This is a genomic window from Halosegnis sp., assembly GCF_042216475.1.
GTDB lineage: Archaea > Halobacteriota > Halobacteria > Halobacteriales > Haloarculaceae > Halosegnis.
The window spans coordinates 16,757-43,241 of record NZ_JBDGTV010000017.1 but is presented as its reverse complement, the minus strand read 5'-3'; the positions used below and the strand labels follow the sequence as shown (position 1 = coordinate 43,241).

Below are 26,485 nucleotides of genomic sequence, written 5' to 3'. Positions count from 1 at the left end.
ATCCGGTCAGACTACCGGGCGAACCTGTAACTATCCGAGGATTTCAACAGAGCCGAGCATTCGAAAGTGCTTGGCGTGGACTGTAACGTCGATGACCACATCGCCGTGACTTCAACAGGTGCATTCCTCGGCAACGCTGATTACCTCAACCACCAACGCCGAGAGTTCGAGAAACGGCGTGCCAGCCTGCAACAGACGGGAACACGGAGCGCACATCTGACCTTCCAGCGCATTGGCGACAGGTTCGGTCGCTGGAGTAGAGACTACCTGCATCAGTGTTCCAAAGAGATCGTTGCCGAAGCAAAGCGCCACGGCTGTACGCACATCGCCTTCGAGAACTTGGAGCAGATTCGAGCGCGTATCAGCGACGGCAAGAAGTTCCAGCAGTGGGCGTTCCGCGAACTCCAAGAACAGACCGAACACAAGGCAAAAATGGCTGGTATTGTGGTCGAAACAGTCGACCCATCCTACACCAGCCAGCAATGCTCGAAGTGTGGCTGTACGCTCGAAGAGAATCGTGATGGCCAACACTTCCAGTGTCTCGACTGTTCGTATGCGGTCAACGCTGACTACAACGCCGCGAAAAACGTGGCTCGAAAACTCGCACTCAAACTCCAGCGAGGGCAGAAGTCCCCCGCTGGAGGGGCGTTCTGTCAGTACGCCCTGAAGTCGGGGACGATGACCGTAAACGCTACTGAAGTGGCGTCCGACGCCTACGTGTCGGCAGAACGGGAGTCCACCGACAAGCCAACGGCTTCAGCCGTTGGTAGCTGACACCACTGGAACACTGACTGCGGCTCAGACTCGAAGACTATGAGGAGAGCCGAGGGAGGCCGCGAAACGGTCAGGCGAACGTCTTCGAGACGTCTTCCTCAGACGTATCCTCCTGCTGAATCTTCTCCCAGGCGTTCTCGAAGTCGCTCATCTGGACCTCCGTGCGGTCCTCGCGGATGGCGAACATCCCCGCCTCCGTGCAGATGGCCTTGATGTCAGCGCCGGAGGCGTCGGCTGCCATCTCTGCGAGTTCCGCGAAGTCGACGCCGTCGGCGACGTTCATGTCGCGGGTGTGAATCTCGAATATCATCTCGCGGCCCTCGGCATCCGGCTTCGGAACCTCAATGAGCCTGTCAAACCGGCCGGGCCGAAGGATGGCCCGGTCAAGCATGTCGAATCGGTTGGTGGCTGCGATGATAGAGATATCGCCCCGCTCCTCAAAGCCATCCATCTCACTGAGCAACTGCATCATCGTCCGCTGAACCTCCGCGTCGCCCGACGTTTTTGAATCGGTCCGCTTCGCTGCGATAGCATCGATTTCGTCGATAAAGATGACGGCCGGCTGGTGCTGGCGGGCGAGTTCGAACAGGTCACGCACCAGCTTCGCGCCCTCGCCGATGAATTTGTGGACAAGTTCGGACCCGGCCATCTTGATGAACGTGGCATCCGTCTGATTGGCGACGGCCTTCGCGAGCATCGTCTTGCCGGTGCCAGGCGGTCCGTGTAAGAGAACACCGCTCGGCGGATCGATGCCAACTTCGTCGAACATTCCCGGGTTCTTCAGCGGCAGTTCGACTGTCTCGCGGACTTCCTCCATCTGTTCATCAATGCCTCCGATGTCCTCGTAGCCAACATCCGGCTCCCGCTCGACCTGCATGACGCGTGCGCGAACATCCGTCTCGTCATCGAGTAACTTCACGACCGATAGCGAGTTGTTGACCGCTACCCGGTCGTCGGGTTCCAGCTGTTCGCGCATCTCATCGGTGACTTCCGTGAGCGCCTCTTGATTGTTGCCGTGCTGCTTGATAACGACCCCCTCGTCGGTGAGCTCTTGAACCGTGGCGACGAACAGCGGTGACTGCTTCAGCTTCTTGTTTTCGTGGGTGAGCCGCTCGAGCTTCTGCTGGTACTTGTTGTTCTCGGCGTTTGCGTCCAGCAGTTTGTCTCGCATCTCCTCATTTTGCGCTTCCAGAATCTCTAGCCGCTCGCGCAATGACTCGATTTTGTCCTGCTGGGACGCCTCGTCGTCGTAGGGCAACTCGACGTCCTCGACGGTATCCGTCATTACTGCACTGTAGCGGACCGACTCATAAGAGGCTTCGGGTCGGGACCGTTCTCCTCCCCAACGACACTCTCAGCGTCTCTACCCCGACATTTCCGGCTCGCCCGGAAATAACTGGAGGGTATCAAAGTAGATGGAAAATATTATCACCCGGCATCAGGTAACGTTCGGTAATGAGCACGACCGACGCGGATACCCGGACGGACGCCGACGGCTGGGAGGCCGTCCGCGAGCTGCCGCCGAGCGCGAAGCTCGTCGCGAAGGCGCTGGAGTACAACGACCGGCTGACCCAGTCGCAGCTGGCCGAGGAAACGCTGCTGCCCGCCCGGACGGTCCGGTACGCCCTTACCCGTCTGGAGGAGTGTGACGCCGTCGACTCCCGGTTCTCGTTCACCGACGCGCGCAAGCGCGTCTACACCCTCGCAATCGAGTAGCCCCCCAACCGAACCTTTTCACCGGAGGAGGCGGCCACCGTCGCCGTATCCGACTCCGACCCATCCCCCGACCCCGCGGCCGCGCGACGCGTCCTCTCGCGGCTGGTGACCGACGACCCAATCGCCCGCGGCGACCCCCCGGACCAGTTTCACCCCGGTCGCGACACCCATTTAGTCGGGGCCGGCCAACCGTCGCCACATGACTCGGGTGATCCACACCGGTGACACCCACATCGGGTACCAGCAGTACCACCTGCCGGAGCGACGGCAGGACTTCCTCGACGCGTTCGAGCGCGTGGCCGCCGACGCCGTCGAGGACGACGTCGACGCCATCGTCCACGCGGGGGACCTGTTCCACGACCGGCGGCCGGAGCTGGGTGACCTGCTGGGGACGCTCTCGGTGCTCCGGCGGCTCAACGACGCCGGCGTCCCGTTCCTGGCCGTCGTCGGCAACCACGAGACGACGCGGGACGGCCAGTGGCTCGACCTGTTCGAGTCGATGGGGCTGGCGACGCGGCTCGACGACGAGCCGACCGTCGTCGGCGACACCGCCTTCTACGGGCTCGACTTCGTCCCCCGGTCGCGCCGGGACGAACTGGAGTACGACTTCGCGCACCACGAGGCCGACCACGCCGCGCTGGTCGCCCACGGCCTGTTCGCGCCGCTGGTCCCCGACTACGGCAACGTCGAGTGGGACGCCCGCGAGCTGCTGTCGGCCGCCAGCGTCGAGTTCGACGCCCTCCTGCTCGGTGACGAACACAGCCCCGAGCGGGCCGAGATAGACGGGACGTGGGTCGCCTACTGCGGCTCGACCGAGCGGGCCTCCGCCGGCGAGCGCGACGAGCGCGGCTACAACATCGTGGAGTTCGCCGACGGCGAGGCCCGGCTCAGCCGCCGGGGTATCCCCACCCGCGAGTTCGTCTACGTGGACGTCGAACTGGGGCCGGGCGAGGGCGTCGAGCGGGTCCGCGAGCAGGTGGGCCAGCACGACCTGACGGACGCGGTGGTCGTCGTCGACATCGAGGGGGACGGCGAGGCGGTGACGCCGGCCCGTATCGAGGAGTTCATCGCCGAACAGGGGGCACTGGTCGGCCGCGTCACCGACCGCCGCGAGCGGGCGACGGCTGCCGAGGAGACGGACGTCTCCTTCGCGGACCCCGACGAGGCCGTCCGCGACCGGCTCCGGGAGATGGGCCTCTCCGAGGCGGCCCGCGAACTGGACGAGACGGTCCGCGCCTCGAAGGTGGCCGACGCGAACGTCGCCGACGCCGTCGAGGAGCGGGTGCGCGAACTCGTCGACGAGGAGCCGGCGGCCCTGGAGCCGGCCGAGGACGCGACCGAGCCGACGGACGAGGAGTCGAGGGCCGATTCCGAGCCCGAGCCCGCGGGCGACGACCCCGAGGAGGGGACGTTGGAGGCGGCCGCCGAGTCGGGCGCCGACGGCCAGTCGTCGGTGGGTGATTTCCTGTGAGGTTCCGGCGGCTCCGCCTCTCGAACTTCAAGTGTTTCGCCGACGCGGACCTGCGGCTCGACCGCGGGGTGACGGTCATCCACGGGCTGAACGGCTCGGGGAAGTCGTCGCTGCTGGAGGCGTGTTTCTTCGCGCTGTACGGCGCCCGCGCGCTCGACCGGACGCTCGACGAGGTGGTCACCATCGGCGCCGACGAGGCGAGCGTGGAGCTGTGGTTCGACCACGACGGCGCGGAGTACCGCATCGAACGGACGCTGACGCGGCGCGGCGAGAGCGTCACGACGACGACCTGCGTGCTTGAGGGGCCCGACGAGACAATCGAGGGGGCCCGCGACGTGCGGAGCGCCGTCGCCGAGCGGCTCCGCATGGACGCCGCGGCGTTCGTCAACTGCGCGTACGTCAGACAAGGGGAGGTGAACAAGCTCATCAACGCCTCGCCCAACGAGCGTCAGGACATGATAGACGACCTGCTCCAGCTGGGGAAGCTGGAGGAGTACCGCGAGCGGGCCAAGCTCTCCCGGCGGGGGGTCGGGCGCGTCCGCGACAGCAAGCGGGGCGCCCTCGAGGACGTTGAGGCGCAGATTCAGGAGAAGGAGGACGCGGAGCTCCACGACCGGCTGGCGTCGCTGCGCTCGGCGCTGTCGGACGTCGAGGAGGATATCGAGCGCTTCCAGACGAACCGCGAGCGGGCCGAGCACCAACGCGAGGAGGCGACGGCCACCCTCGAGGAGTACGAGCAGCGCCGCGAGGAGCTCGAAACGGTCGAGTCGGCGGTCGACGAATTGACCGACGAGATAGCCGCCGCCGAGCAGGAGCGATCAGAGCTGGCCGACCGAATCGCCGACCGCCGCGAGCAGCGCGAGGAGCACCGCGAGACGGCCGCAACGCTGCTCGCGGAGACGGAGCTGGCGGCCGACTCGCTGGAGACGCTGGAGGAGGCGGCGGTCGACGCGCGGCTCGCCGAGCTCCGCGAGCGCCGCGAGAGCCTGAGCGACCACGTTGCGGAGTGCAGGGCCGACGTCGAGCGCCACGAGAGCGAGGCCGAGCGGGCCCGCGAGCGGGCCGAGGAGCTCGAGCGCGAGGCCGAGGCGAAGCGCACCGAGGCAGACGAGCTGGAGCGCGAGCTCGCGGAGAGCCGCGAGACGCTGTCGGAGCGGCGCGAGCAGCTCGAGACCCTCGAGGCGGACATCGACGAGCTGGCCGCGCGCTTCGAGGAGGCGCCCGTCGACCCCGAGGGGGTCGCCGACCACCGCGAGTCGGTCGCCGAGGCGCTGTCGGACGCACGGTCGCGGGTCGACACGCTGGAGGCGAACCTCTCGACCGCGCGCGACCAGCTCGAGGAGGCCGAGTCGCTGCTGGAGGCAGGCAAGTGTCCAGAATGTGGCCAGGAGATAGACGGACCCGAACACGTCGAAGGAATCGCGGCGGCCCGCGAGCGGGTCGAAACGCTCGAGTCGGAGCTCGCGGACGCCCGCGAGCAGCGGGAGGCGGCCGCCGAGCGGCTGGAGCGGGCCCGCAAACTCGAGTCGCTGGCTGACGACCTCCTCGACGCTCGCACCCGGAAGTCGAACGTCGAGCGGCTCGTCGACGAGCAGGCCGACACCGTCGAGCGGGACGCCGAGCGGGTCGAGCAGCTCCGCGAACGGGCCGACAAACTCGAGACGCAGGCAGACGAGAAGCGCGAGGCGGCCGAGACGGCCGCGACGGCGGCCGCGGAGGCCCGCGAGCGGCTGGGCGAGCTAAACGAGGAGTCGTCGTCGGTGCAGACGGCCATCGAGACCGTCGAGTCGCTGTCGGACGCGCTCGCGGATATCGCGGACGTGACCGCCGACGTCGAGTCGCTGCGCGAGCGGCGGGCGAACCTCGCCGAGCAGAACGAGCTCCGCCGCGAGCGGCTCGCCGAGAAACGCGAGCGCCGCGAGGAGCTGGCCGACGCCGTCGACGAGGCGGCCATCGAGACGGCCCGCGAGAAGCAGGCCGAGGCTGAGTCGTACCTCAAGAAGGTGGAACCGAAGCTCGAAGAGCTGCGCGAGCGCCGCGACGACCTCCAGGGACAGATCGGGGCGGTCGAGCAGGAGCTAGCCGACCTCGAGGAGCTGCGCGAGCGGCGCGACCGGCTCGCCGAGCGGGTCGAGCGGCTCGACTCGCTGTACGAGGAGGCCGACAAGCTGGCGGCGACGTACAGCGACCTGCGGGCGGAGTTGCGCGGCCAGAACGTCCGGAAGCTCGAGCGGATGCTCAACGAGACGTTCGAGCTGGTGTACGGCAACGACGCCTACTCGCACATCGAGCTGGACGGCCAGTACGGGCTGACCGTCTACCAGAAGGACGGCGAGCCGCTGGACCCCGAGCAGCTGTCGGGCGGCGAGCGGGCCGTCTTCAACCTCTCTCTTCGCTGTGCCATCTACCGGCTGCTCGCGGAGGGTATCGACGGGGCCGCGCCGATGCCCCCGCTCATCCTCGACGAGCCAACCGTCTTCCTCGACTCCGGACACGTCTCGAAGCTGGTCGAGCTCGTCGAGTCGATGACGGAGTTGGGCGTGCGGCAGATACTCGTCGTCAGCCACGACGACGAGCTCGTGGGGGCGGCCGACGAACTCGTCGGCGTGCGGAAGGACCCGACGACGAACCGATCGTCGGTAGAGCGGATGGACGCGGCCGACGCTGCCGCGCTGGCGGCGTTCAGCTGACCAGCCGCTCGACGGCCCGGCGCCCCTCGTCGGTCAGCTCGTAGCCCCGCTCGCCGGCGACGGTCGTCTCCGCGAGCAGCCCCGCGGCGCGGAACTCCGTCGCCAGCCCGAGCGCGTCCGACTCACAGAGGTCGTACCGGCCCAGCAGCGCCCGCACGGACAGCGGGCCGTCGGCGTGCAGCGTCACCAACAGCCCGAGCCCGCGCTCGTCGCGCGTCGCGCGGACCAGCGCGCGCACCGGTTCGGGGACGGCGTCGGCGGCCGTCTCCAGCGGCCCCGCCTCCAGCGGCGTCAGCTCTTCGTTCGGGAGGTACTGCTCCTCGCCGGTCGCGGGGTCGCGCACCCGCGAGGCGTCGCCGGACCGCTTCACCAGCAGGTAGCGGTCGCCGTCGTGCTCGACGGGTCTCATTGGTCACCTCCGTAGTCGCGGGCGATGCGGTAGGTGCGCGCGAGCGCGACGGCGCCGACGAGGAACACCGCCGTCCCGACGAGCAGTTGGCCGCGGAAGTACGCCAGCATCGGGCCGAGCGCGCCGGCGAACAGGCCGACGTTCGCGAGGACGACGGCGCTCCAGAACGCGCGGGCCGTCTCCTCGTCGACGGAGACGTCCTCGGCGGTCGGGTCCGGCGGGTCGGGGCCGAGGCTGTCGGGGTCGAACTCGTCGGGTTCAGCGGGGGTCGGGTCCTCGCGCTCGCCGGCCCGCCGGAGCGCCCGGTCGACGGCCGACTCGTCGCTGTCGCTCACTGGTCGGGTGGAGGCGGTCGGCGGTGAAAAGCCTCGCGACGGCTCAGGCCATCTCCTCGAGCGACACCGTCTCCTCGGCCTGGAGCCACGCGGCCGGCGCCGCCGCGTCATAAAAGACGACGCCCTCGTCCGTCTCGTACGCCTCGACGGTCAGTTCCGTCGTCTCGGGGGCCGCTCCCGGGCTGTCCGGCTCTTGGGTTGGGGACTCGGGCATACGGGATGTCACCAGCCTGTGGTACCCCGTACCACAATATAGGCCTTGTGACGGCGTCAATCTCCGCCCACCGGCAGCACCGATGTCTTTACCGGACGCGGGGGCCAACCGCCGGTAATGACAGAGGAGGGCGAGACGACCCTGGCCGCGTTCGGCGGCGGCGATCCGGCGGCCGACAGCGATGTGGCAGAGGCTCGCCACGTCACGGAAGGCGACGAAGTGGCGGAACTAGTGGACCTCTCGGGCCACAGGTTCCCCGAGGCCGAGGGGAGCGTCGAGATAACCGTCACACAAGTCGACTACACGGTTGAGGGGTATGGCGACGAGGAGTATCCCGTCCTCCACGTGTTCGGCCGGACGCCAGACCACGAACCAGAGCACGTGCGCGTCTTCGACTTCAAACCGTATTTCTATACGCCACTGGGAGATCTCGAACACGAAACACCCCCGGACCGTCACCCGCGTGCGGACGACTTTGAGGATGACCGGTTGCTAGAAGAGCGAATCACCGGTGTCGAGACGCGCGGCGACCGCAACCCGTCACTCGAATCTCCTGAGGCCGACGAGGTGATGCTGTACGAGTCGATTCGCGGCGATGACCTCGTGAAGGTGTTCGGACAGACGCCGCGGGATGTCGGCCAACTGCGTGACCGGTTCGATCACTATGAGGCGGACATCCTCTTCCCGAACCGGCTACTCATCGACAAAGACATCACATCTGGCGTCAGGGTACCCGACCAGCGAGCCGACGACGGGACGGTCAAGATCCATCACGAGCAGATAGAGCCAGTCGACTTAGACGCCGAACCGCGGGTTCACACCTTCGACATCGAGGTGGATGACCGCTCAGGCTTCCCAGAAGACGGCGAAGAGACGATTATCTGCATGACAAGCCACGACTCGTACCGCGACGAGTATGTGGCATGGCTCTACGACGCGCCCGATGCTGCCGTGGATGCACCCGAGACCCTGCCTGAATTCGAATTCTGGAGCGATGACTCGGACGCGACGGTAGATGTCCGGGTCTTCGACACGGAGAAAGCGATGCACGAGGACTACCTCGACTACCTCGAGGCGACGAACCCCGACGTACTGACGGGATGGAACTTCGACGACTTTGATGCCCCTTACTACGTCGCACGGTTGGAGGAAGTGGGCGTTGACTCCAACCGGCTCTCGCGGGTCGACGAGGTGTGGGACTCCGGGTGGGGGGGACCAAATATCAAAGGCCGGGTGGTCTTTGATCTCCTCTACGCGTACGAGCGGCGTCAGTACTCGGAACTGGACTCCTATCGGCTGGACGCCGTCGCCGAGCAGGAACTGGGAGCTGGCAAAGAGCGATACACCGGCGACATCGGCGACCTCTGGGAGCAGGATCCCGAGCGCCTGCTTGAGTATAATCTGCGTGACGTAGAGCTGTGCGTCGAGATTGACCGCAAGGTCGATCTCATCTCCTTCTGGGGAGAGGTCGCTTCTTTCGTCGGCTGCAAGCTAGAGGACGCGACGACCCCCGGCGACGCCGTCGATCTCTACATTCTTCACAAAGTCCACGGTGATTTCGCGCTCCCGACGAAGGGGACCGTTGAGTCCGAGGAGTACGAGGGCGGCGCGGTGTTCGAGCCCATCTCCGGCGTACGTGAGAACGTCACCGTGCTTGACCTGAAGTCACTGTACCCGATGTGCATGGTGACCACAAACGCTAGCCCTGAAACAAAAGTCGACCCCGAGGCGTATGACGGTGAGACGTACCGCGCCCCCAACGGCACCCACTTTCGGAAAGAGCCGGACGGCATCATTCGCGAGATGGTCGACGAGCTGCTCACCGAGCGCGAGCAGAAGAAGGCCGCTCGCGACGAACACGAACCGGGCACCGACGACTACGCCCGCTACGACAGCCAGCAGGCCGCAGTAAAGGTCATCATGAACTCGCTGTACGGCGTGCTAGGCTGGGATCGGTTCCGGCTGTACGACAAGGAGATGGGCGCGGCCGTCACTGCGACCGGGCGCCGCGTCATCGAGCATACCGAGGAGGCAGCCGCCGAGGTGGGGAAGGAAGTGACGTACGGCGATACCGACTCCGTAATGCTGGAGCTGGGGACGGACATTACGAAGACAGAAGCCATCGAGCAGTCGTTTGAACTTGAGGAGCATATTAACGGCTCATACGACGCGTTTGCCCGAGAGGAGCTCAACGCCGCCGAGCACCGCTTCCAAATCGAGTTTGAGAAGCTCTACCGGCGCTTCTTCCAAGCAGGCAAAAAGAAGCGGTACGCTGGCCACATCGTCTGGAAGGAAGGCAAGGATGTCGACGATATCGACATCACTGGCTTCGAGTACAAGCGGTCAGATATTGCACCGGTCACCAAGGAAGTCCAGAAGACGGTGTTAGACATGATTGTCACCGAAGGCGATGTCGAGGAAGTCAAGCAGTACGTCCACGATGTCATTACGGACTTCCGAGAGGGCAATCGGCCGCTGGAGGAGATTGCTATCCCCGGCGGCATCGGTAAAAAGCTCGACGGCTACGACACCGACACCGCGCAGGTACGGGGGGCAAAGTACGCGAATCTCCTCTTGGGGACGAACTTCCAGCGTGGCTCGAAGCCCAAGCGGCTCTATCTCGAGAAGGTTCACCCGGACTTCTGGGAGCGCGTCGAGCGCGAGCAGGGCCTCGATGCCCGTGAGAATCCACTGTACGGCGAGTTCAAGCGCGACCCCGACGTGATCTGCTTCGAGTACGCCGATCAGATTCCTCCAGAGTTTGAGGTGGACTGGGAGAAGATGCTTGAGAAGACACTTCGTGGGCCAATCGAGCGCATTCTTGAGGCACTGGACATCTCGTGGGAAGAGGTCCGTGATGGCCAGGAGCAGACCGGTCTCGAGAGTTTCATGTAACTGCGCGGGGCTGGAGGCTTTCTTGTTCGGAAAGATATTTTCACACAGCGCGAATTCCTCGCGGGAAACCCGTAACCATTAACCCCGCCAACCCCGAAAGACGGGTGTACTAATCATGGCAACGTTGGAAATCAGTAACCTCCACGCACAGGTCGCCGAGGAGGGTGGCGAGACCATCCTCCGTGGCGTCGACCTCGAGGTATCATCGGGCGAGATTCACGCACTGATGGGGCCGAACGGCTCCGGGAAATCGACGATGGCAAAAATCATCGCCGGACACCCGGCCTACGAGGTCACCGAGGGCGACGTTCTGCTCCATATCGACGATGACGAGTTCGAGGGCATCGACATCGAGGAGGATGACCGCACGTGGGACCTGCTCAATCTCGAACCTAACGAGCGGGCCGCGCTCGGGATTTTCCTCGGCTTCCAGTACCCCGCCGAGATTGAGGGAGTGACGATGGTGAACTTCCTCCGGACGGCACTCAACGCCAAGCTTGAGGAGCGCGAGGAGCTGTTCGAGGACGAAGACGAGGAAGAAGAAGAGACGGAGGCGACCAACGAGGACGCCGCCGGCTACGACACCTCACCGATGGAAGGTCCGGCTGATGAAGGCGAAATCGGCGTCGCCGAGTTCCAGCAGCTGCTCCAGGAAAAGATGGAGTTGCTCGACATGGACGAGCGGTTCGCCCAGCGGTACCTCAACGCGGGCTTCTCGGGTGGCGAAAAGAAGCAGAACGAGGTCCTGCAGGCGGCCATCCTCGAGCCTTCAATCGCTGTGCTTGACGAAATCGACTCTGGACTTGACATTGACCGGCTTCAGGATGTCTCGAACGGTATCAACGCGCTCCGCGATGAGGTGGGCACGGGTATCCTCCAAATCACCCACTACCAGCGCATCCTCGACTACGTTGAGCCGGACTACGTCCACGTGATGCTCGACGGTGAGGTTGTCAAGCAGGGCGACGCGACGCTCGCAGAGCAGCTCGAGGAGAAAGGGTACGACTGGGTTCGCGAGGAGGCATACGAAGCCGCGTAACCATTCACAGTTAAGCACAGTGTAATAAGGTAGAAGACGTAAACAACATATAACATGAGTTCAGACCAAGACCATCTCAAGGAGACCGACACCGAGGCCCGTTTCGAGTTCAAAAAGGAGGAGAACTCCGCCTTCGAAGCCGAGAAGGGACTCACCGAGGAGACCGTGCGGGTCATCTCGGAAGACAAGGACGAACCGGAGTGGATGCTGGAGCGACGCCTCCGCGCGCTCCGGCAGTTCAAGCAGATGCCGATGCCGGACGACTGGCCCGGCGCGCCCGACCTCTCGGAGGTCGACGTCGACGAGATCGTCCCGTACATCCGCCCGGACATCGAGACCCGCGGCGGCGCCGAGAACTGGGAGGACCTCCCCGAGGAGATTCAGGACACCTTCGACAAGCTGGGTATCCCGGAGGCCGAGAAGAACGCCCTCTCGGGCGTCGGCGCCCAGTACGAGTCGGAGATCGTCTACCAGAACATGCAGGAGCAGTGGGAGGAGAAGGGCGTCATCTTCTGTGACATGGACAAGGCCGTCCAAGAGCACGAGGAGATCGTCAAGGAGCACTTCATGACGAAGGCGGTGCCGCCGAGCGACAACAAGTTCGCGGCGCTCCACGGAGCGGTTTGGTCCGGTGGCTCGTTCGTCTACGTGCCTGAGAACACCACCGTCGATATGCCGGTGCAGGCCTACTTCCGGATGAACAGCGACGGGATGGGCCAGTTCGAACACACGCTCATCGTTGCCGAGGAGAACAGTGAGGTCCACTATATCGAGGGGTGCTCGGCGCCGAAGTACGCCGAGTTCAACCTCCACTCGGGTGGCGTCGAAGTGTTCGTCGGCGAGGGGGCCCACGTCCAGTACTCCACGGTGCAGAACTGGTCGAAGAACACGTACAACCTCAACACGAAGCGGGCCATCGCCGAGAAGGACGCCACGATGGAGTGGGTCTCCGGCTCCATGGGGTCGAAGGCGACGATGCTGTACCCGTCGACCGTCCTGAAGGGGCCGGGCGCGACTGACAACCACATCACCATCGCCTTCGCAGGCGAGGGCCAGAACATCGACACTGGCGCAAAGGTGTACCACAACGCGCCGAACACGAAGTCGACCATCGAGTCGAAGTCTATCTCGAAGGACGGCGGCCGCACGAACTACCGCGGACTTGTCCACATCGCAGACGGCGCGGAGGGGTCGAGCACGTCCGTCGAGTGTGACGCGCTGATGTTCGACAACGAGTCCACCTCCGACACGATGCCGTACATGGAGATTCAGGAGTCGAAGGTCGACGTCGCCCACGAGGCGACCGTCGGCAAAATCGGCGACGAGGACGTCTTCTATCTCCAGTCGCGGGGACTGGACGACGACGACGCAAAGCAGATGATTGTCGCCGGCTTCATCGAGCCGATTACGGAGGAACTGCCAATCGAGTACGCCGTCGAGCTCAACCGACTCATCGAGCTCGAGATGGAGGGGAGCCTCGGGTAACATGAGTACGCAGGTACACGCGACGATAGACGAATCGACTGTTCGGGAGATCAGCGACCGGCTCGGCGAGCCGGAGTGGCTGCTGGAGACGCGGCTCGACGCGCTCGCAGCTCTCGAAACGCTCGACTTTCCGGACGTTATCCGCACGCCTGGTCGGCTGTGGACAGACCTGACGAATCTTGACTACGAGAATCTCGTCGACCCGCTGAACGCTGCTGAGGAGAAAGACCAGGTTGGCCCGGACGAAGTTGAGGTGCTCTCGTTCGCAGAGGCCATCGAGAACCACGAAGACCTGCTGCGCGAGCGGTTTGGTTCCGTCGTCGACCCGCAGACGAACTATCTGACGGCGCTGTCGACGGCACTGTTCTCGACGGGGACGGTTGTCTACGTTCCAGAAGGCGTCGACGCCGAGGACGTGACAGTGCGTACGCGGATGAACAGCCGATCGCTGTTCAATTACACGCTCGTCGTTGCCGAGGAGTCGTCATCGGTGACGCTACTGGAGCGACAGTCAACGGACGACGACGTTGAGGGGAGCCGCTACTATAGCGGTGTCGTCGAGGTGGCCGCCGGCGAAAACGCCTACGTCCAGTACGGCTCGCTGCAGGACCTCAACCAAGAGACGTACAACTTCCAGATTAAGGAGGGCGTTACGGACACGTACGGCCAGGTCGACTTCATTGACTGTAACGCCGGCTCGCGGCTCACCAAATCCACCGTCGAGGTCCACCTCGACGGCGACAGCTCCGAATCGCGTATCATCGGCGCCTTCTACGGCCACGACGACCAGCACTTCGACATCGATGCCCGGGTGTGGCACAATGATGAGAACACCACCGCGGACCTCGTGACCCGAGGCGTCATCGACGATGAGGCTCGTTCCGTCTACGAAGGAGTCCAGAACGTCGGCCGCGACGCTTGGAACACGTCTTCCTACCAGCGGGAGAATACGCTGATGTTGAGCGATGAGAGCGAGGCAGACGCCTCTCCGAAGCTCATCATCAACAACCACGACACCGAGGCATCCCACTCTGCGACCGTCGGCCAGGTTGACGAGGAAGACATGTTCTACATGGGCTCGCGGGCCGTTCCTGAGCGCACTGCGAAGAACATGCTCGTCGAGGGGTTCTATGTCCCTGTTCTTGAGGAAATCGAAGTTGACGAACTGCGCGAGGACTTCCGCGCGCTCGTCCGCGAGCGGCTCGAGTCACGCGACTAAGCCGATTTCTTCCTTTCAACGCTACCCTCACGGGGAGCCCCTGCAAGAGGATGTGACAGGGCGAGGGTCTTATACCACTACGCGACGGACGAGAGTGTATGACCGTCGCACCGTACCGCGGGGGGTCCGCGTGAGCCTGTCGTATCCGGTGGCCAATGACCACCAGCTTGCTCGGCTGCTCCAGATTGGGCTGGTACTGGAGGAGGTCGTCGAGGCCCGGGCAGGCAAGCACTACGAGGCGCTGCCAGACGCAGAGCGGGACGTAGAGTTAGAGCAGCTGCTCGAGGAGGCCGCGACGGAATCAGCAGGCCACCGCGAGCGGCTTGAGAAGCTCATCGCCCAGCTCGACGCCGACCCGGTAGCGTACGACGAGATCGAACAGCTCGTCGCGGCCCGGTATGAGTCGGACACGGACACTGACGGGGTATTGTACGACCAGTTGGCCAGCGAGGAGACCGCCTACAAGTTCTACGATGACCTCATCGAGGCCGTTAAGCGGTCGAACGTGGAGTTTGGCATCGATCGCGACCAACTGCTGACGACTCTACAGGAGATACGAGCCGACGAGGAGGAGGGCGTCGAAGAAGTGACCCGGCTGATGGAGGAACGATGAACACACAACGACAGTACCTGAAGGCGATTTACCTCATTCAAGAATCGACCGACGGGCCGGCCTCGACGGGCGACATCGCCGACACCGTCGGCGTCTCCCCGGCCAGCGCCAACGAGATGATCGGCAAGCTTGAAGAGCGGGGGCTCGCCGACCACGAGAAGTACAAGGGGGTCTCGCTCACCGATGAGGGTATCCTCCGAGCGCGGGAGGCGCTTGAGACGTACTGTATCATCGAGCGGTTCCTCGTGGAAGTCCTTGAGGTGGACGAGACGGAATTCCGCACCGAGGCCAAGCAGCTGGAGTCGGTTATCGACGAGACGGTGGCCGAGCGGCTCGACACCATCATCGACCGCTCGGAGGAGTGCCCCGACTGCTTCGCCGCCGAGGAGGACGTCTGCTCGCTGTTAGAGGCAGCGACCACCTCGGAAGCAGCCGACTGAGTAGCTTCAGTTCCGCCCCGCGCGGAGTATCGGTTGTTTTCCATCCACGTGCAGCGTAGGAGATATGACTGGCCACGACTGCCGTGCCTGGGAGGTGACGTTCTCAACCGAACAGGGGGACGTCAACACCACACGAAACTACACGGGGACCCGCTCGCGAACCGGACATGTGGCGTGTGATGAGGCGTGCTACGACCCAAAAGCGCGCCGAGTCTAATGCGGCGACTGTTACACGGTGCTGGCCAGTAGAACGGCAGCTGGATGGCTGCCAGAGCGACTGCGGCGTGTCGACGCTGCGATACCGAGTGCGAGCACTATCCGTCGAACAGTGACGGTGGGTTCTGCTCGGAGTATGTCGGCCGTGTGAACGAGCTCACTGGGACGCCACTAGGTGAACTTCAGAGTGTTTCTCATTGGGAGTAAAACTGTGAGCACTGCAGAACGGCGTTTGAGTTGTTGGAGTCCGAGACAGTGCGCGACTCACAATGCGGGTGATTCTGCTCACCTCAGTGTCGGTTGGAGTGCTGTTGGAGCATTCGGAGGGGTCAGAACTCCCACATGTGGCTGGAAGGGGAAGCGGAGTGCAGTGGGAGACGGTGGCGCGTCCGTAACTGAGCACTGGAGCGGCATGGTTATCGATGTCAGAACTATGGTACAACAAAAAATAACGAAAGACAGAATCCGGGGATGCATCACATCGTTCCGGTTTGCAAATTCGACGCCCTGTAGAATGCTCACCGGATAGATAATCCCGTGTGTTTGTGTCGGTCGTGCCACCAGAAAATCAGTGCGGGGAGGTGTTGCGTCCTGATGTCTGAACGGAAGACTATAGTGGGAGAAGTGGATACCAATAGCCGGAGCCCCGTGGTGTAGCGGCCAATCATATGGGCCTTTGGATGGGTCGCAGGATTCATGTCTGCACCCAGAAGTGAGCCTATGACCCCAGTTCGAATCTGGGCGGGGCTACTGTCGATAACCTGTTAGTTCCGCTGTAGTCGGGATGTGACCGGGCACAATGACCGAGTGCCACCGTTACATGTAAGTTGCGTCCCACCGGGTCGGCTTGCGGACGTTGCCACACGACTCACACTCCATTTTCCCCATGGAGTCCATGGCAACGACGAGTGACTGACAGTTGTCACAGAGGTAGCCATAGGCGTCTTCCCGGTCCTCGTCGCTGTAAACGACCCGGAAAGGCCCTTTCGAGCCACGGTCGGAGTCACTGCGGTCGACGTATAGCTGTCGACCGTCAGTTCCCTGGACGGTCGCGAGTCCGGGTGGGCGCTTCTCAGCGTAGATGTTCTCCGTGTAGTCTGTGCCGTCGATCTCGACCCGGCGGTCGCCCACCCGGTGGAACCCCTTCGAGTCGTAGAAGTCGTTCCCCTCACGGTTGTCGTCGAGTACCAGTCCGCGAATGGTGTCTGCTCCCCGTTCCTCAAGGGCTTGCTTGGTCGCCGAAAACAACTCCTCCCCGAGTCCCTCGCCGCGGAACATCGGGTCGGTGTGGAGCCAGAGGATGTCTCCTCGGGCGTCAACAAGCGTACTCTCGGAGAACCCGACGATTCCCTCATCTGTCTCGCCGACGAGCAGCAGTACGTCATCATCGGCGAGCTTGGCAACGACCCCCTTGTCGTCATACCAGCTTTTGACGGCCCCCCGGATAGTCTCCGGACTCAGGGAGTAGGACGCCTCCATCGAGGAGCGGGCGATAGTGCGGATGGCATCGGCGTCGGACTCGTCGGCTTCCCTCACGTTCATACAGAGTGGTACGGACCGCCCCGTCAAAAAACCGACCGCGACGGCGGATTTTTCAGCCGTGCGTCCAGGACCATGTCCGCCGTCAGTCAAGTTCGAACCGCAGCCGCTCTTCCCCTTGACCAGCCGTCTCGCGGCCGGTGACTGTCACCTTGCCAATCATTCCCGTCTGCTCGACGTGGGTACCCGCGCACGCCGTACGGTCGAGCACGTCGCCCTCAGGGCCTTCTATCTCGACAATACGGAGTTCGGTGATAGAGTCTGGTAGAAGATCGATGCGCGTCCGCTCGGGGTCAAGACGGGTCTCGGCTCGTTCGCGGTCCATCGTGTACCACGTGATGGGCGTGTCCGCGGTGACAAGTTCGTTGAGCCGCGTCTCGATATCCGCGAGGTCGGTCTCGGTGAAGCGGTCATGGGCGGCGTCCAGCCGAGCGTAGTCGGTATAGATCTGGTTGCCGGTCGTCTCGGCGTCGAACGCCTCCAGCAGAACCGCCGACAGTAGATGCTGGGCGGTATGATAGCGCGAGAGGACGTCACGCCGCTCGGCGTCAAGTTCGCCCCGGACGGTCGTTCCCGGCTCAGGAGGAATGCCGTCGATGTGATGGTAAACGGTGTCGCGCTTCTGGACATCGGTCACGGAGAGCGTTGTCTCCTCGGCCACGAGCCGACCACGGTCTGCCGGTTGGCCACCTCCCTCCGGGTAGAAGTGAGTCCGGTCGAGAACGACCCGATTGTCGAGCGCGCGCTCGACGGTTGCCTCGAACGTCCGGACGCTCGAGTCCTTAAGATAGAGCTGGTTGGTCACGGGCGACTCGACGGCGGCACGGTAGTTAGACGTTGCGCGAGTGACGCGGGTGTCGTAAACCTGAAGAGATGGACCGGCCTCTATTCTGATAAGATGACTATCGTACGTGCGGTTTGTCGCGGTCCGGGTGATCCCGATGGGCGTTGAGATACGGGAAGAGCCTGTCTCCGAGGAGGCATTCGCGGAGATGGAGCAGTTCGTCCACGACTACCTCGCGGCCTCCGTCGAGAATGAAGAGGAAGGCGGCCGGATGCGGTGGTACCCGTGGCACTCTGCAGAGTACCGGTTCAACCACATCCTCAACGTTGCCAAGCTCGCGACCCATATCGCCCGCAAAGAGGGTGCAAGCGAGGACGTAACCCGCACAGCTGCGCTGTTCCACGACATCGCGAAGCTGGAGGCCGACCAAGACGTTCATGCCGAGGCTGGCGCGGAAATCGCCAGACAGTACCTCGAGGCACACGGCGACTACCCCGAATCGTTCATCGAGCAGGTGTGTACGGCTGTCCGCGAGCATTCCTACCAAGGTGATCTAACCGACATGCCGCTGGAGGCGCGGTGTCTCATGGAGGCGGACCTCCTCGACAAGGTAGGCGCAAACGGTACCGTCCTGATGCTGCTGCGGATGGGCTACGAATCGCGCACCCACATGGACGCAAACGAGATGGTGGGACGCGTGCTCGAGCGAGGCGAGGACGCCATCTCTCGAGTTGTCTCAGACACCGCCGAGTCTATTGCCCACCAGCGAATCAAGCGCGTCCGCTGGTTCAAAGAGTGGCTCGAGGCTGAGGTGGCGGACATGGAGCCGGTCGAACCGCCCATCGACGAGTAATCACAGCGCCATCTGGAGGCCATCGTACAGGAAGTAGCAGCCGAAGCCCACGAGCACGGCTGCAGAGGCATAGGCGACGGCCGGAGCGACGGCGTCAGTCCGATTGCGGGCGGCCACAAGCGCGGCCGGGAATCCCGTTATCCAGACGCCTATGCCAGCGAACAGTCCTACCAACAGCGCAGGCGAGCCCGTGCGCACGACCAGCAGCCCCGCGAGCGCATCTGACAACGGTGCAAGCGCGTCGACGGTCCCAGCCTGCAGCAACCCGACACCGACGGTGAGCCAGAACAGTATCTGGTATGGGTTCGTCAATGCCAGCGCGAACGCCTTCCGAAATCCCTTCCCCCGCTCGCTGCTTGGGACGGCCTCTATGTACGTCGCCTGAACGTCCATGACCGCACCATACGCAAAGTAGAACATCAGAAGACCGCCAACGACGACCATCCCGGCGCGCAGCAGCGCAACCTGCTCAACGACAGCGACAAGGCCAGCGTACGCAAGCAGAAAGAAGACGAAATCGGCGGTGGCCGCCCCGAGTCCCGCACGGAAGCCGGCCGACCAGCCACGGAGTACAGCTTCCTCAGCGATAACCGCGTTCATCGGTCCAGGCGGAGCTGCGAGCGCGAGGCCGAACACGACGCCGGCAAGCAGAGAGACGACAGCCTCCGACACGTCTTCGGGCTGGTCCGGTGTTGTGATAACCGTTGTGTGGTGTGGGCTTCACTGCAGTCGTGCGCTGCCCGGGATGTCTTGAGTCGGTCTCAAATCCCCTTGCTCATCAGGTGACTCCGGATGACGTCGGCATCTTTACTGCCGGCACCGGTGTTGAGGAGAACGACGGTGTCGTCGGGGCCAAACGCGTCCCGGTCTGCAAGCGCCATCGCGCCCGAGGCAGCCGCCGAGCAGGTAACGCCCATCTCAACACCCTCCTGCTTCGCGACGGTCAGCGCGGCGTCAAGTATCGCGTCATCGCTGGTGGCGACGGCGCCGCCGTCGGACGTGCGGAGCGCTTCAAGGATGAGCGGCGAGGCCCCAGGATCGGGTATCTCAATGCCGCCGCAGATGGTGTCGGGAACCTCCCATGGCTCATGACGATCGCGACCCGCCTCAAATGCCTCCACGATCGGCGCACATCCCTCTGACTGTGCGGCCCACATAGCCGGCAGCTCATCAGTCAGTCCTAACTTGCGCAGTTCGGTCGCAGCCTTGTGCATTCCGACGAGCCCGACGCCGCCGCCAGTCGGATAGACGACGTGGTCTGGGACCGACCAGTCAAGCTGTTCAACCGTCTCGTACAGCATCGTCTTCTTGCCCTCGTGGCGGTACGGTGTGACGAACGTCTTGACCGAGTGCCACTCCTCGTCGGCCATCGCAGCCTCGTAGGCAGCGCCAGCGTCGTCAATGCGCCCCTCGACGACAGTCATATCACCGCCGTGAACGTTTATCATGGCCTTGTTGACGAAGGACGCCCGTGAGGGGACGAACACGTGCGAGTCGAGGCCGGCGCGGGCGGCGTAGGCACTCGCTGCCTGGCCGGCATTGCCCGCAGTCGCCAGCGCGACATCAGTGGCGCCGTGGAGTCGGGCGGCCGTCACTGCCAGCGCCTGCCCGCGATCTTTGAATGTTCCTGTCGTATTACGTCCTTCATCTTTGATATATACCGCCCCAACTCCCATCTCCTCGGCCAGTGCCGGCGCCTCGACAAGCGGTGTCGACCCTTCGTCGATGGTGACTGCGACAGATTCTGGGAACGGCAGCAACGGCTCGTAGCGCCATAGCCCGCTCCCGCCTCCGCTCAGTGTTTCCCGGGTGAGTTCCAGCGTCTCATAATCGTAGTCGGGGTCGAGAATGCCGTCGCAGTCTGGACATCGGCCCGGCGCCGTCTCAGCGTCGAACCGCTCGCCACAGTCAGTACATACGAGCCCCGCGAACGCCGCGGTCGTCTCCATGACCGCGGTAGGCGGGGGCGGGACTAACCTCTGTCCCTCGAAGGCGAACGGGCGCGTTTTTCACTCCGCCCGTCCAACCGACGGTATGCACGCCATCGTTGCCGGTGCGGGGCTGTCGGGGCTGGTCGCAGCCGCCCGACTCACGGAGGCCGGCCACGAGGTGACCGTCTTTGAGGAGCGCGCGGACATCGGCGGCCGCGTCCGCTCCCGCCGCGAGGACGGCTTCGTTTTCGACCGCGGCTATCAAGTGCTGTTCACTGGCTATCCAGCTGTTCGGCGCGAACTCGATGTGGCGGCGCTCGATGTCGGTGAGTTCGTTCCCGGGGCGACGCTCGCGCGGCCCAACCACCGCTCGACGCTTGCAGATCCGCTGCGGGCGCCTGGGACGCTTGTCGATACAGTGCTCAACCGCGATATCCGCCTACGCGATAAGCTGGAGACTGTCCGGCTCCAACGGGCACTCGCAGGCCGGTCGTTCGATGAGTTGCTCAACCGTGACGACCGGGACATCGCCTCGTACCTCGCAGACCGCGACTTCTCGCAAGCATACATCGAACGGTTCGTCGCCCCATTTTATGGAGGTATTACACTCGACCGGTCGCTGTCGACGGCAGCAAATGTCTTCGAGTACACGTACAAGGCGCTTTCCGAAGGGCGAATCGGACTGCCCGCGGAAGGGATGGGCGCGATACCGGCACAACTAGCCAAGCGAGCGCAGGCGGCCGGGGCACAGATCGAACTGGAGCGGGGCGTGAAGACCGTTTCGCCAGATGGTAATCAGGTCCGAGTTACAGCAGGCGGCGAGACGATTGAAGCAGACGCAGCTGTCGTCGCCACCGACCCCCGGACAGCTGGCGAGCTGACCGGGGTGGAGACGCCGACGGGCGCGAAGGCGTGTGTCACCCAGCAGTTCGCGCTGCCGGCCCACCGCGAGCTCCGGACTGGCCGGCGAATTCTCCTCAACAGCGCCGATGATCGGCCAAACACGGTGTCGCCGAGTTCGGCCGCACAGCCGGCATACGCGCCCGACGGTCGACAGCTACTCGTGGCGAACTTCCTCGGCAGGCAGGAGGCCGACGACGAGACGCTCGCCGCGGAGGTACGCGAGGCGCTGGCGTCGTGGTACCCAGAGACGCGATTTGACGAGCTCGAACTGCTCCACACGGATCGCGTCGAGTTCGCGCAGTTTCCCCAGCCGCCGGGATTCCGGGCGGGGCTGCCCGACCCGGACGCTCCCAAGGGGAACGTCGTCCTTGCGGGAGACTACACTCGGTGGTGCTCGATACAAGGGTCGATGGAGTCCGGCCGGGTGGCCGCGCAGCTTATAACAGGCGCCTAAACTCTCCCAACGGCGGGAACCGCAACGTCTCATCGCCGGCCTCGTCGCGCACCACTGGCCGGAGCGCGTCGGCGTCAGTCACGAGCGGCGATTGGAAGTCGCGGGTACGCATTCCGTTCACCGTCACGCCGGGCGCGAGTGCAGTGAACGCGGGCAGCATCAACAGGTCGGCTCCATCATAGATGCTCTCGGCAGAGAGATAGCACGGTCGTCGCTGTCCTTCGATTTGGATGGCTGGGTGGTCATGGCCGACGATATAGCCTGCGGCGTCTGTTTCTGGCGGTTCGTGACCGTGACAGACAACCCAATCACCAACGGCGTGCTCTGCGGGCATGGGACCGTCCCAGACTGTCTCGAGCATCGCATCGTGATTGCCCGGCGTGACGACTACGCGCGCGCCGACCCCCCGGGCGCTCGTCTTCAATTCGCGGAGTGTCTCACGGACGCCGCGGGGGAGCGACCCGAAGGAGTGAAGCAGGTCGCCGGCGACAACAACCTCGTTCGGCTTAAATCGCTCGCAGAGCCCGGCAAACCGGTCCGTGACATCCTCATGTTCGCCGACGCGGACCTCAACATTCGAGACGGCGTCGCGCCCGAGATGCAGGTCAGCGACCACGAGCACGTCGGGGCTTGGCAGGTACACCGCCCGGTCGCGGTACCGCGGCGTCATCACGGGAGCGGGACATCGGCGTCCGCACGGTCGGCCGCCCGCGTCAGCGCCTCGTAGTAGGTCGCGGCGTCCGCTTCAACGACAAACCGTGCGAGTTCGTCGAAGCCGAAGTCCTGCGCAAGGAACTGTGCACCCATCCAATTGGTCGGTTGTTCGAGCTGACCGCTGTCTAATACGTCAGCCAACTGTTCGACGACCGTATCGGTGATTTCGACGCGCATAATTCAGGCGTTCGCCTCCCGTCTGGCCGTGGTATAAGCCTCTTGCAACCGCTTGAATTCCTCCTCGTCGCCGCCGTGGTCGGGGTGGACCTCTTTTACTCGCTCGCGGTAGGCTGCCCGTACCTCCTCGCGGGAAGCGCCCGATGGAAGCCCAAGAGTGGCGAGGGCGGCCGCCCGTGGGTCGCCAGTTTCGGCGGCCGCGCGGCCGAGAGTCGTCTGTCTCTCCGTATCGGGTCCGGAATCCGACTCGGGCTCGGGTGTCTCGAACGGGAGCCGGTAGCCGAGCAGCTCGGCTGGCATCTCGTGTTCGACCAGCACCGCATGGGTCGGCGACCGTTCGATACGGTAGAACGCCCGTGGGTTGAACGTGATTGCGACATCCCGTTTGGGGAGGTAGAAGGCGACTCGCTGGCCGTCGATAGCCGCGTTTTCGGTGAATGACTCGCCGAGTCCTTCGAGGTACGCACGAATCTCTCCACGGCGGCGACCGTCGCCGTCAAGCTGGTCGCCCGCGTCGGGTGGCTCTGTTGGGAACAGTCTGACGCCGACAAGGAACACCCCCGCGGCGATGAGGCTCCCAAGTACGCCGAGCGCCACACCCCACAGCAGCCACGTGGGCAACTGAACTACGACCTCGTGGACCACATCCGCTGTATGCGAACGGAACGTAAGTATCCCTCGGGGCGCGTTCAGCCGATGTACCGCAGGTCGTCGTCGGCCGGCGACTGAGTCGCCTGCATCTCCTGCATCTTCTCCATCACTTCTTCCATCTCATCGGCCCGCTCGGAGAGCGAGCCGTAGTCTACCTCGAAGTCGAGCAGTCGGCTCAAGGCCTCGAGGACCGCTTGTGCGCTTTTGGGATCGACGAGGTAGCCAGAGGTCTCGCCCATCAGACAGGCAACAGCGAGCCCGCGGCGGCCGCCCAGCCCGAGCAGGAGCCCCGAGATGCCGACGATACCGCCGGCTGGTTCGTCTTCGCGGAATTCTACGCCCGTCTCCTTCAGCGGGTCGACCAGTGCCGACTCGCTGGCGGCCCCCACGACGGCGTACTCCTCGATGAGTTCGCCCGTCGGCACGCCCCCCAAGGCGTATGCCCGCTCACAGCCGTACCCTTCCGCGAGGTCGAGAAAACGGTCAGCCAGCCGGTAGTGGCCCGGCCCATCGCCGGCCTGGTGATCGCCGGTGAGCACGAGCAGGTCTGTCCCGTCGGCGTTGACGGCGTGGAACTCTGCGCCCGCGAGCTCGGTGACCCCGTCCTCAACGGTCACCTGCGGTGGGAAGTGCTCGGAGTGGACTCGCGCGACTAGTTCACCCTCGAACTCCTCTAGCAAGTGCTCGGCCGCGAGTTTCCCGACGTGGCCGACACCGGGAAGCCCTTCAACCAGCACCGGGTCAGACAGTGCCGGGTCCGCGTGGCGGTCGACCTCGAACTCGTCCATATTCGTTTGTGGGTCTCGCCGGGGTTAAGTCCCGTTCGGTCCCGCCGCGTCTGCTGGCCCATAAGAGAGGCCGAATGCCGACGAGAGCAAGTCGTACCACTCGGCGGGGGTAACCGCCCGTTCGGAGCGGTCGTCTCGCTTTACCGTGACGAGCCGATCGGGGTGGAGTTTCCGGTAGCCTGTCGGCGTGCTCAGAGCGACCACCGGAGTACCAGTAAACGGCGACTCCGGGGCGGTTGTGAGATACGTACAGGTCGCCGTGAAGTACGACCGCGGCCGGTGATGGTCAGTGAACACGAACCGGTCTGTCCATTCGTTCCCGGGGACGCGGTAACGGAGCCGGTAGTCAGAGTCCGGGCGTTCGGAGGAATCGACTCGCCACGCAACACCGGACCGCTCGGTTCGGATTGTCCCGTCGAGCGGCACCGGCCCGCGCGGGCGCGGTCCGCCGGTGCCAACGTCGACGAGGTAGCGACGGTCGAGTGCAACGACGTTGCTCAGGTGGTTGGCGGGCGGTGACGGGTCGCCGTCGTCGTCAAATACCATCGCAGCCACCCGGTCGACATCGTATCCGAGCGTGTCCAGCAGCCAGCCAAACAGGCCATTGAGTTCGTAACAGAAGCCGCCGCGGCCGCGCCCGACCACCTTCTCGTAGCAGTTCGCCGGGTCGAGCGAGACGCCGGCCCCCTCGTGGGGACCGTGCGGGTCACCGGTGACCGCTAGCGTCTCGAACGGCACCGTCAGCGCGTGGGCACGGACGAGACGCGTCAGCGTCTTGATGTCGGACGGCCGCTCGCGGTCGGCCAGTCCGAGACGCTCTAGGTATGCGTCGGGGTCCATCAGGCTTCCAGACAGGCGCGGCTGCCTGGCAGACAGAGCCGACGCGTCCGCCCACGCCGGCGCCGTCGGCGGCCCAGACGGTATACCCGCCCCGCGAGTACGACTGCGAGCGCGGTTGCCGCCGCGAGGACAGGGTTAGCAGGCGCAGCCAGTGCGAGCACGAGCGCTAGCAGGTAGACGGCGGCACCGGCGAGCAGTTGCCGGGGCGAGGCGTCGATTCGAGGGTCGGTATGGCCGTCAGGGGTCGGTCGTCGCATAGTTGAGAGGAGGACCGCCACGGCCATAAGGATAATCTGAATGACGTTTTTGTAGCCCGGCTTACTGAAACTCGCTTGAGTCACCCTCGCGGGCGCGTCGTTTCACCCGGCGGCGGTACTCACCGTAGGGGTCCTCGGGGTTGTACGGGGCGGGGGCACTGTCGACAGCCGGGGCGCCACAGACCGGGCAGGTGTCAGTGAGTGTGTAGACAGGCCGGTCGTGCTCGTCGGCCCGACACACACGGATGTCGGATTTCACTCCTCGTCAGTGCGGCGGTCGCGATGGAAATCGGCGGTGCCGCCGGCCGCCTCGATAGCCTCGCTGGCGCGAGCGGCGCTCTCTTCTAACTGGGATTCGGCGGTCTTGTAGTTGGGCGCCTGCACGCGGATGCGGTACTCCGGCGAACCGACGTAGGTCACTTCAAGATCAACCTCATCGGGGACTTCACCGTTCCCCTCGGCGGCCTCCAGCGCCGCGCGGACATCTTCGACGCCGTCGCCGTTGGGCGACTCCAGGTCGACGTATCCCGTCACCGTCACGTACGGGACGGAAACGTTCTCGCGGGCGGTATCGACGAGCGCCTCGCGCTCGTCGTCCGTGAGATCGAGCGCCTCGAGCGCCTCGGGACCGTGGATGGCCGCCTGCTCGAAGCCAGCGTAGAGACTGCCATACTCGCCAACGAGCGCATTGGCAACCGACGAGAATTGCTCGTCGCTGACATCCTCACCGAAGGCCAGTTCCATCCACTTGTCGGCCTTCTGCTCGTTTTTCCACTCCTGTATCTTGTCCGAACGCTGGTGATCGTTGACGTCCTTGATGGAGAGGTCAATTTGCTGGGCCGACTGGTCGACGTCAAGCACCTTGCAGACGACGACGTCGTCCGTGTCGACGTGGTCGCGGACGTTCTTGATCCAGCCGCTCGCCACCTCCGAGACGTGGACCAGCCCGCGCTTGTCCTCGTACTCCAACAGATCGACGAAGACGCCGAAGTCCTCTATCTCGTCGACTTCGCCGACGACGAGTTCGCCGGATTCCGGCCAGCCTGAGTACTGCATACGAGAGGTTAGCGCGGTGGCG

27 protein-coding genes, 1 tRNA gene and 1 pseudogene are annotated in these 26,485 nt (G+C 64.2%); 13 read left to right on the top strand and 16 right to left on the bottom strand.

Translation table 11 applies throughout. The annotated features are described in order from the left end of the window. Window positions 1-48 precede the first annotated feature (48 nt). Window positions 49-774: pseudogene (locus ABEJ63_RS11200) on the top strand (RNA-guided endonuclease InsQ/TnpB family protein); the annotation flags it as partial. A gap of 70 nt (window positions 775-844) precedes the next feature. On the opposite strand, the gene ABEJ63_RS11195 reads toward ABEJ63_RS11200, so the two are convergent. Then, complete coding sequence (locus tag ABEJ63_RS11195) at window positions 845-2,059, bottom strand: proteasome-activating nucleotidase Pan1 (protein WP_375796459.1); 1,215 nt, start codon at window positions 2,057-2,059, stop codon at window positions 845-847. A gap of 170 nt (window positions 2,060-2,229) precedes the next feature. Between ABEJ63_RS11195 and ABEJ63_RS11190 the strand changes: the two genes are divergently transcribed. From ABEJ63_RS11190 to rad50, 3 genes are all read left to right on the top strand, one after another. Continuing rightward, a complete protein-coding gene (locus ABEJ63_RS11190) occupies window positions 2,230-2,490 on the top strand; it encodes a MarR family transcriptional regulator (RefSeq protein ID WP_375796458.1) in 261 nt (86 codons plus the stop codon). A gap of 199 nt (window positions 2,491-2,689) precedes the next feature. Further along, on the top strand, window positions 2,690-3,961 hold the full coding sequence (gene mre11, locus ABEJ63_RS11185) for a DNA double-strand break repair protein Mre11 (protein WP_375796457.1): 1,272 nt from the start codon (window positions 2,690-2,692) through the stop codon (window positions 3,959-3,961). Then, window positions 3,958-6,651, top strand: coding sequence for a DNA double-strand break repair ATPase Rad50 (rad50, locus tag ABEJ63_RS11180; protein WP_375796456.1), 2,694 nt, complete (start codon window positions 3,958-3,960; stop codon window positions 6,649-6,651). Before mre11 ends, rad50 begins: the two co-directional genes overlap by 4 nt. Here the strand turns inward: rad50 and ABEJ63_RS11175 are convergent. The 3 genes from ABEJ63_RS11175 to ABEJ63_RS11165 are packed head-to-tail and all read right to left on the bottom strand — an operon-like array spanning window position 6,644 to window position 7,609. Then, window positions 6,644-7,060 (bottom strand): hypothetical protein, encoded by a 417-nt coding sequence (locus ABEJ63_RS11175; protein ID WP_375796455.1) that lies wholly within the window; start codon window positions 7,058-7,060, stop codon window positions 6,644-6,646. The two genes, rad50 and ABEJ63_RS11175, sit on opposite strands and share 8 nt — an antisense overlap. Further along, a complete protein-coding gene (locus tag ABEJ63_RS11170; RefSeq protein WP_375796454.1) occupies window positions 7,057-7,395 on the bottom strand; it encodes a hypothetical protein in 339 nt (112 codons plus the stop codon). The genes ABEJ63_RS11175 and ABEJ63_RS11170 overlap by 4 nt, the downstream gene beginning before the upstream one ends. A 43-nt stretch (window positions 7,396-7,438) precedes the next feature. After that, on the bottom strand, window positions 7,439-7,609 hold the full coding sequence (locus ABEJ63_RS11165) for a hypothetical protein (RefSeq protein ID WP_375796453.1): 171 nt from the start codon (window positions 7,607-7,609) through the stop codon (window positions 7,439-7,441). A 117-nt stretch (window positions 7,610-7,726) separates the two neighbouring features. On the opposite strand from ABEJ63_RS11165, the gene ABEJ63_RS11160 reads away from it, so the two are divergent. From ABEJ63_RS11160 to ABEJ63_RS11130, 7 genes are all read left to right on the top strand, one after another. Continuing rightward, window positions 7,727-10,504 carry a DNA-directed DNA polymerase gene (locus ABEJ63_RS11160; RefSeq protein WP_375796452.1) on the top strand — a complete coding sequence of 926 codons (2,778 nt, stop codon included), beginning with the start codon at window positions 7,727-7,729 and terminating at the stop codon, window positions 10,502-10,504. 115 nt (window positions 10,505-10,619) lie between these two features. Further along, window positions 10,620-11,543, top strand: a complete 924-nt coding sequence (locus ABEJ63_RS11155; RefSeq protein WP_375796451.1) for an ABC transporter ATP-binding protein — start codon at window positions 10,620-10,622, stop codon at window positions 11,541-11,543. A 54-nt stretch (window positions 11,544-11,597) separates the two neighbouring features. Then, on the top strand, window positions 11,598-13,028 hold the full coding sequence (sufB, locus tag ABEJ63_RS11150; protein ID WP_375796450.1) for a Fe-S cluster assembly protein SufB: 1,431 nt from the start codon (window positions 11,598-11,600) through the stop codon (window positions 13,026-13,028). 1 nt (window position 13,029) lies between these two features. Continuing rightward, window positions 13,030-14,247 carry a Fe-S cluster assembly protein SufD gene (gene sufD, locus ABEJ63_RS11145; RefSeq protein ID WP_375796449.1) on the top strand — a complete coding sequence of 406 codons (1,218 nt, stop codon included), beginning with the start codon at window positions 13,030-13,032 and terminating at the stop codon, window positions 14,245-14,247. Between the two features lie 130 nt (window positions 14,248-14,377). Next, complete coding sequence (locus ABEJ63_RS11140; protein WP_375796448.1) at window positions 14,378-14,860, top strand: ferritin-like domain-containing protein; 483 nt, start codon at window positions 14,378-14,380, stop codon at window positions 14,858-14,860. Further along, on the top strand, window positions 14,857-15,300 hold the full coding sequence (locus ABEJ63_RS11135) for a metal-dependent transcriptional regulator (RefSeq protein WP_375796447.1): 444 nt from the start codon (window positions 14,857-14,859) through the stop codon (window positions 15,298-15,300). The genes ABEJ63_RS11140 and ABEJ63_RS11135 overlap by 4 nt, the downstream gene beginning before the upstream one ends. Before the next feature lie 858 nt (window positions 15,301-16,158). Beyond that, window positions 16,159-16,266, top strand: a tRNA-Gln gene (locus tag ABEJ63_RS11130). Window positions 16,267-16,332: 66 nt separating this feature from the next. Here ABEJ63_RS11130 and ABEJ63_RS11125 read toward each other — a convergent pair. Continuing rightward, complete coding sequence (locus ABEJ63_RS11125; protein ID WP_375796446.1) at window positions 16,333-17,058, bottom strand: GNAT family N-acetyltransferase; 726 nt, start codon at window positions 17,056-17,058, stop codon at window positions 16,333-16,335. Window positions 17,059-17,140: 82 nt separating this feature from the next. Next, window positions 17,141-17,860: an alanyl-tRNA editing protein gene (locus tag ABEJ63_RS11120; RefSeq protein WP_375796445.1), complete on the bottom strand. Its 720-nt coding sequence runs from the start codon at window positions 17,858-17,860 to the stop codon at window positions 17,141-17,143. Window positions 17,861-17,996: 136 nt separating this feature from the next. Between ABEJ63_RS11120 and ABEJ63_RS11115 the strand changes: the two genes are divergently transcribed. Next, window positions 17,997-18,692 (top strand): HD domain-containing protein, encoded by a 696-nt coding sequence (locus tag ABEJ63_RS11115; protein ID WP_375796461.1) that lies wholly within the window; start codon window positions 17,997-17,999, stop codon window positions 18,690-18,692. On the opposite strand, the gene ABEJ63_RS11110 is transcribed toward ABEJ63_RS11115, so the two are convergent. Together ABEJ63_RS11110 and ABEJ63_RS11105 are read right to left on the bottom strand one after the other, a co-directional pair. Next, a complete protein-coding gene (locus ABEJ63_RS11110) occupies window positions 18,693-19,328 on the bottom strand; it encodes a LysE family translocator (RefSeq protein WP_375796460.1) in 636 nt (211 codons plus the stop codon). Window positions 19,329-19,453: 125 nt separating this feature from the next. Continuing rightward, window positions 19,454-20,641 carry a threonine synthase gene (locus tag ABEJ63_RS11105; RefSeq protein ID WP_375796444.1) on the bottom strand — a complete coding sequence of 396 codons (1,188 nt, stop codon included), beginning with the start codon at window positions 20,639-20,641 and terminating at the stop codon, window positions 19,454-19,456. Between the two features lie 85 nt (window positions 20,642-20,726). Here ABEJ63_RS11105 and ABEJ63_RS11100 point away from each other — a divergent pair, with 85 nt between their 5' ends. Beyond that, the gene (locus ABEJ63_RS11100; protein WP_375796443.1) at window positions 20,727-21,980 is read left to right on the top strand and encodes an NAD(P)/FAD-dependent oxidoreductase; all 1,254 of its coding nucleotides are present in this window, start codon (window positions 20,727-20,729) and stop codon (window positions 21,978-21,980) included. Here ABEJ63_RS11100 and ABEJ63_RS11095 read toward each other — a convergent pair. From ABEJ63_RS11095 to ABEJ63_RS11060, 8 genes are all read right to left on the bottom strand, one after another. Next, complete coding sequence (locus ABEJ63_RS11095) at window positions 21,964-22,650, bottom strand: metallophosphoesterase (RefSeq protein ID WP_375796442.1); 687 nt, start codon at window positions 22,648-22,650, stop codon at window positions 21,964-21,966. The genes ABEJ63_RS11100 and ABEJ63_RS11095 overlap by 17 nt on opposite strands. Further along, window positions 22,650-22,871, bottom strand: coding sequence for a hypothetical protein (locus tag ABEJ63_RS11090; protein ID WP_375796441.1), 222 nt, complete (start codon window positions 22,869-22,871; stop codon window positions 22,650-22,652). Before ABEJ63_RS11090 ends, ABEJ63_RS11095 begins: the two co-directional genes overlap by 1 nt. Window positions 22,872-22,874: 3 nt before the next feature. Next, window positions 22,875-23,516 (bottom strand): J domain-containing protein, encoded by a 642-nt coding sequence (locus ABEJ63_RS11085; protein ID WP_375796440.1) that lies wholly within the window; start codon window positions 23,514-23,516, stop codon window positions 22,875-22,877. Window positions 23,517-23,560: 44 nt separating this feature from the next. Further along, a complete protein-coding gene (locus ABEJ63_RS11080) occupies window positions 23,561-24,310 on the bottom strand; it encodes a proteasome assembly chaperone family protein (protein ID WP_375796439.1) in 750 nt (249 codons plus the stop codon). 24 nt (window positions 24,311-24,334) lie between these two features. After that, a complete protein-coding gene (locus tag ABEJ63_RS11075) occupies window positions 24,335-25,150 on the bottom strand; it encodes an arylamine N-acetyltransferase (protein WP_375796438.1) in 816 nt (271 codons plus the stop codon). Beyond that, complete coding sequence (locus tag ABEJ63_RS11070; RefSeq protein ID WP_375796437.1) at window positions 25,150-25,407, bottom strand: hypothetical protein; 258 nt, start codon at window positions 25,405-25,407, stop codon at window positions 25,150-25,152. The genes ABEJ63_RS11075 and ABEJ63_RS11070 overlap by 1 nt, the downstream gene beginning before the upstream one ends. Before the next feature lie 61 nt (window positions 25,408-25,468). Beyond that, window positions 25,469-25,666, bottom strand: a complete 198-nt coding sequence (locus ABEJ63_RS11065; protein WP_375796436.1) for an RNA-protein complex protein Nop10 — start codon at window positions 25,664-25,666, stop codon at window positions 25,469-25,471. After that, window positions 25,663-26,463: a translation initiation factor IF-2 subunit alpha gene (locus ABEJ63_RS11060; RefSeq protein ID WP_375796435.1), complete on the bottom strand. Its 801-nt coding sequence runs from the start codon at window positions 26,461-26,463 to the stop codon at window positions 25,663-25,665. The genes ABEJ63_RS11065 and ABEJ63_RS11060 overlap by 4 nt, the downstream gene beginning before the upstream one ends. Between the last annotated feature and the right edge of the window lie 22 nt (window positions 26,464-26,485).

Bases quoted from the DNA above. Each gene is read 5' to 3' on its own strand.
- sufD (WP_375796449.1), top strand. From the start codon at position 13,030: ATGAGTACGCAGGTACACGCGACGATAGACGAATCGACTGTTCGGGAG.
- ABEJ63_RS11155 (WP_375796451.1), top strand. From the start codon at position 10,620: ATGGCAACGTTGGAAATCAGTAACCTCCACGCACAGGTCGCCGAGGAG.
- ABEJ63_RS11175 (WP_375796455.1), bottom strand. From the start codon at position 7,060: ATGAGACCCGTCGAGCACGACGGCGACCGCTACCTGCTGGTGAAGCGG.
- sufB (WP_375796450.1), top strand. From the start codon at position 11,598: ATGAGTTCAGACCAAGACCATCTCAAGGAGACCGACACCGAGGCCCGT.
- ABEJ63_RS11090 (WP_375796441.1), bottom strand. From the start codon at position 22,871: ATGCGCGTCGAAATCACCGATACGGTCGTCGAACAGTTGGCTGACGTA.
- ABEJ63_RS11075 (WP_375796438.1), bottom strand. From the start codon at position 25,150: ATGGACCCCGACGCATACCTAGAGCGTCTCGGACTGGCCGACCGCGAG.
- ABEJ63_RS11195 (WP_375796459.1), bottom strand. From the start codon at position 2,059: ATGACGGATACCGTCGAGGACGTCGAGTTGCCCTACGACGACGAGGCG.
- ABEJ63_RS11125 (WP_375796446.1), bottom strand. From the start codon at position 17,058: ATGAACGTGAGGGAAGCCGACGAGTCCGACGCCGATGCCATCCGCACT.
- ABEJ63_RS11060 (WP_375796435.1), bottom strand. From the start codon at position 26,463: ATGCAGTACTCAGGCTGGCCGGAATCCGGCGAACTCGTCGTCGGCGAA.
- ABEJ63_RS11115 (WP_375796461.1), top strand. From the start codon at position 17,997: ATGGGCGTTGAGATACGGGAAGAGCCTGTCTCCGAGGAGGCATTCGCG.
- ABEJ63_RS11160 (WP_375796452.1), top strand. From the start codon at position 7,727: ATGACAGAGGAGGGCGAGACGACCCTGGCCGCGTTCGGCGGCGGCGAT.
- ABEJ63_RS11080 (WP_375796439.1), bottom strand. From the start codon at position 24,310: ATGGACGAGTTCGAGGTCGACCGCCACGCGGACCCGGCACTGTCTGAC.
- ABEJ63_RS11100 (WP_375796443.1), top strand. From the start codon at position 20,727: ATGCACGCCATCGTTGCCGGTGCGGGGCTGTCGGGGCTGGTCGCAGCC.
- ABEJ63_RS11070 (WP_375796437.1), bottom strand. From the start codon at position 25,407: ATGCGACGACCGACCCCTGACGGCCATACCGACCCTCGAATCGACGCC.
- ABEJ63_RS11165 (WP_375796453.1), bottom strand. From the start codon at position 7,609: ATGCCCGAGTCCCCAACCCAAGAGCCGGACAGCCCGGGAGCGGCCCCC.
- ABEJ63_RS11190 (WP_375796458.1), top strand. From the start codon at position 2,230: ATGAGCACGACCGACGCGGATACCCGGACGGACGCCGACGGCTGGGAG.
- mre11 (WP_375796457.1), top strand. From the start codon at position 2,690: ATGACTCGGGTGATCCACACCGGTGACACCCACATCGGGTACCAGCAG.
- ABEJ63_RS11135 (WP_375796447.1), top strand. From the start codon at position 14,857: ATGAACACACAACGACAGTACCTGAAGGCGATTTACCTCATTCAAGAA.
- ABEJ63_RS11095 (WP_375796442.1), bottom strand. From the start codon at position 22,650: ATGACGCCGCGGTACCGCGACCGGGCGGTGTACCTGCCAAGCCCCGAC.
- ABEJ63_RS11105 (WP_375796444.1), bottom strand. From the start codon at position 20,641: ATGGAGACGACCGCGGCGTTCGCGGGGCTCGTATGTACTGACTGTGGC.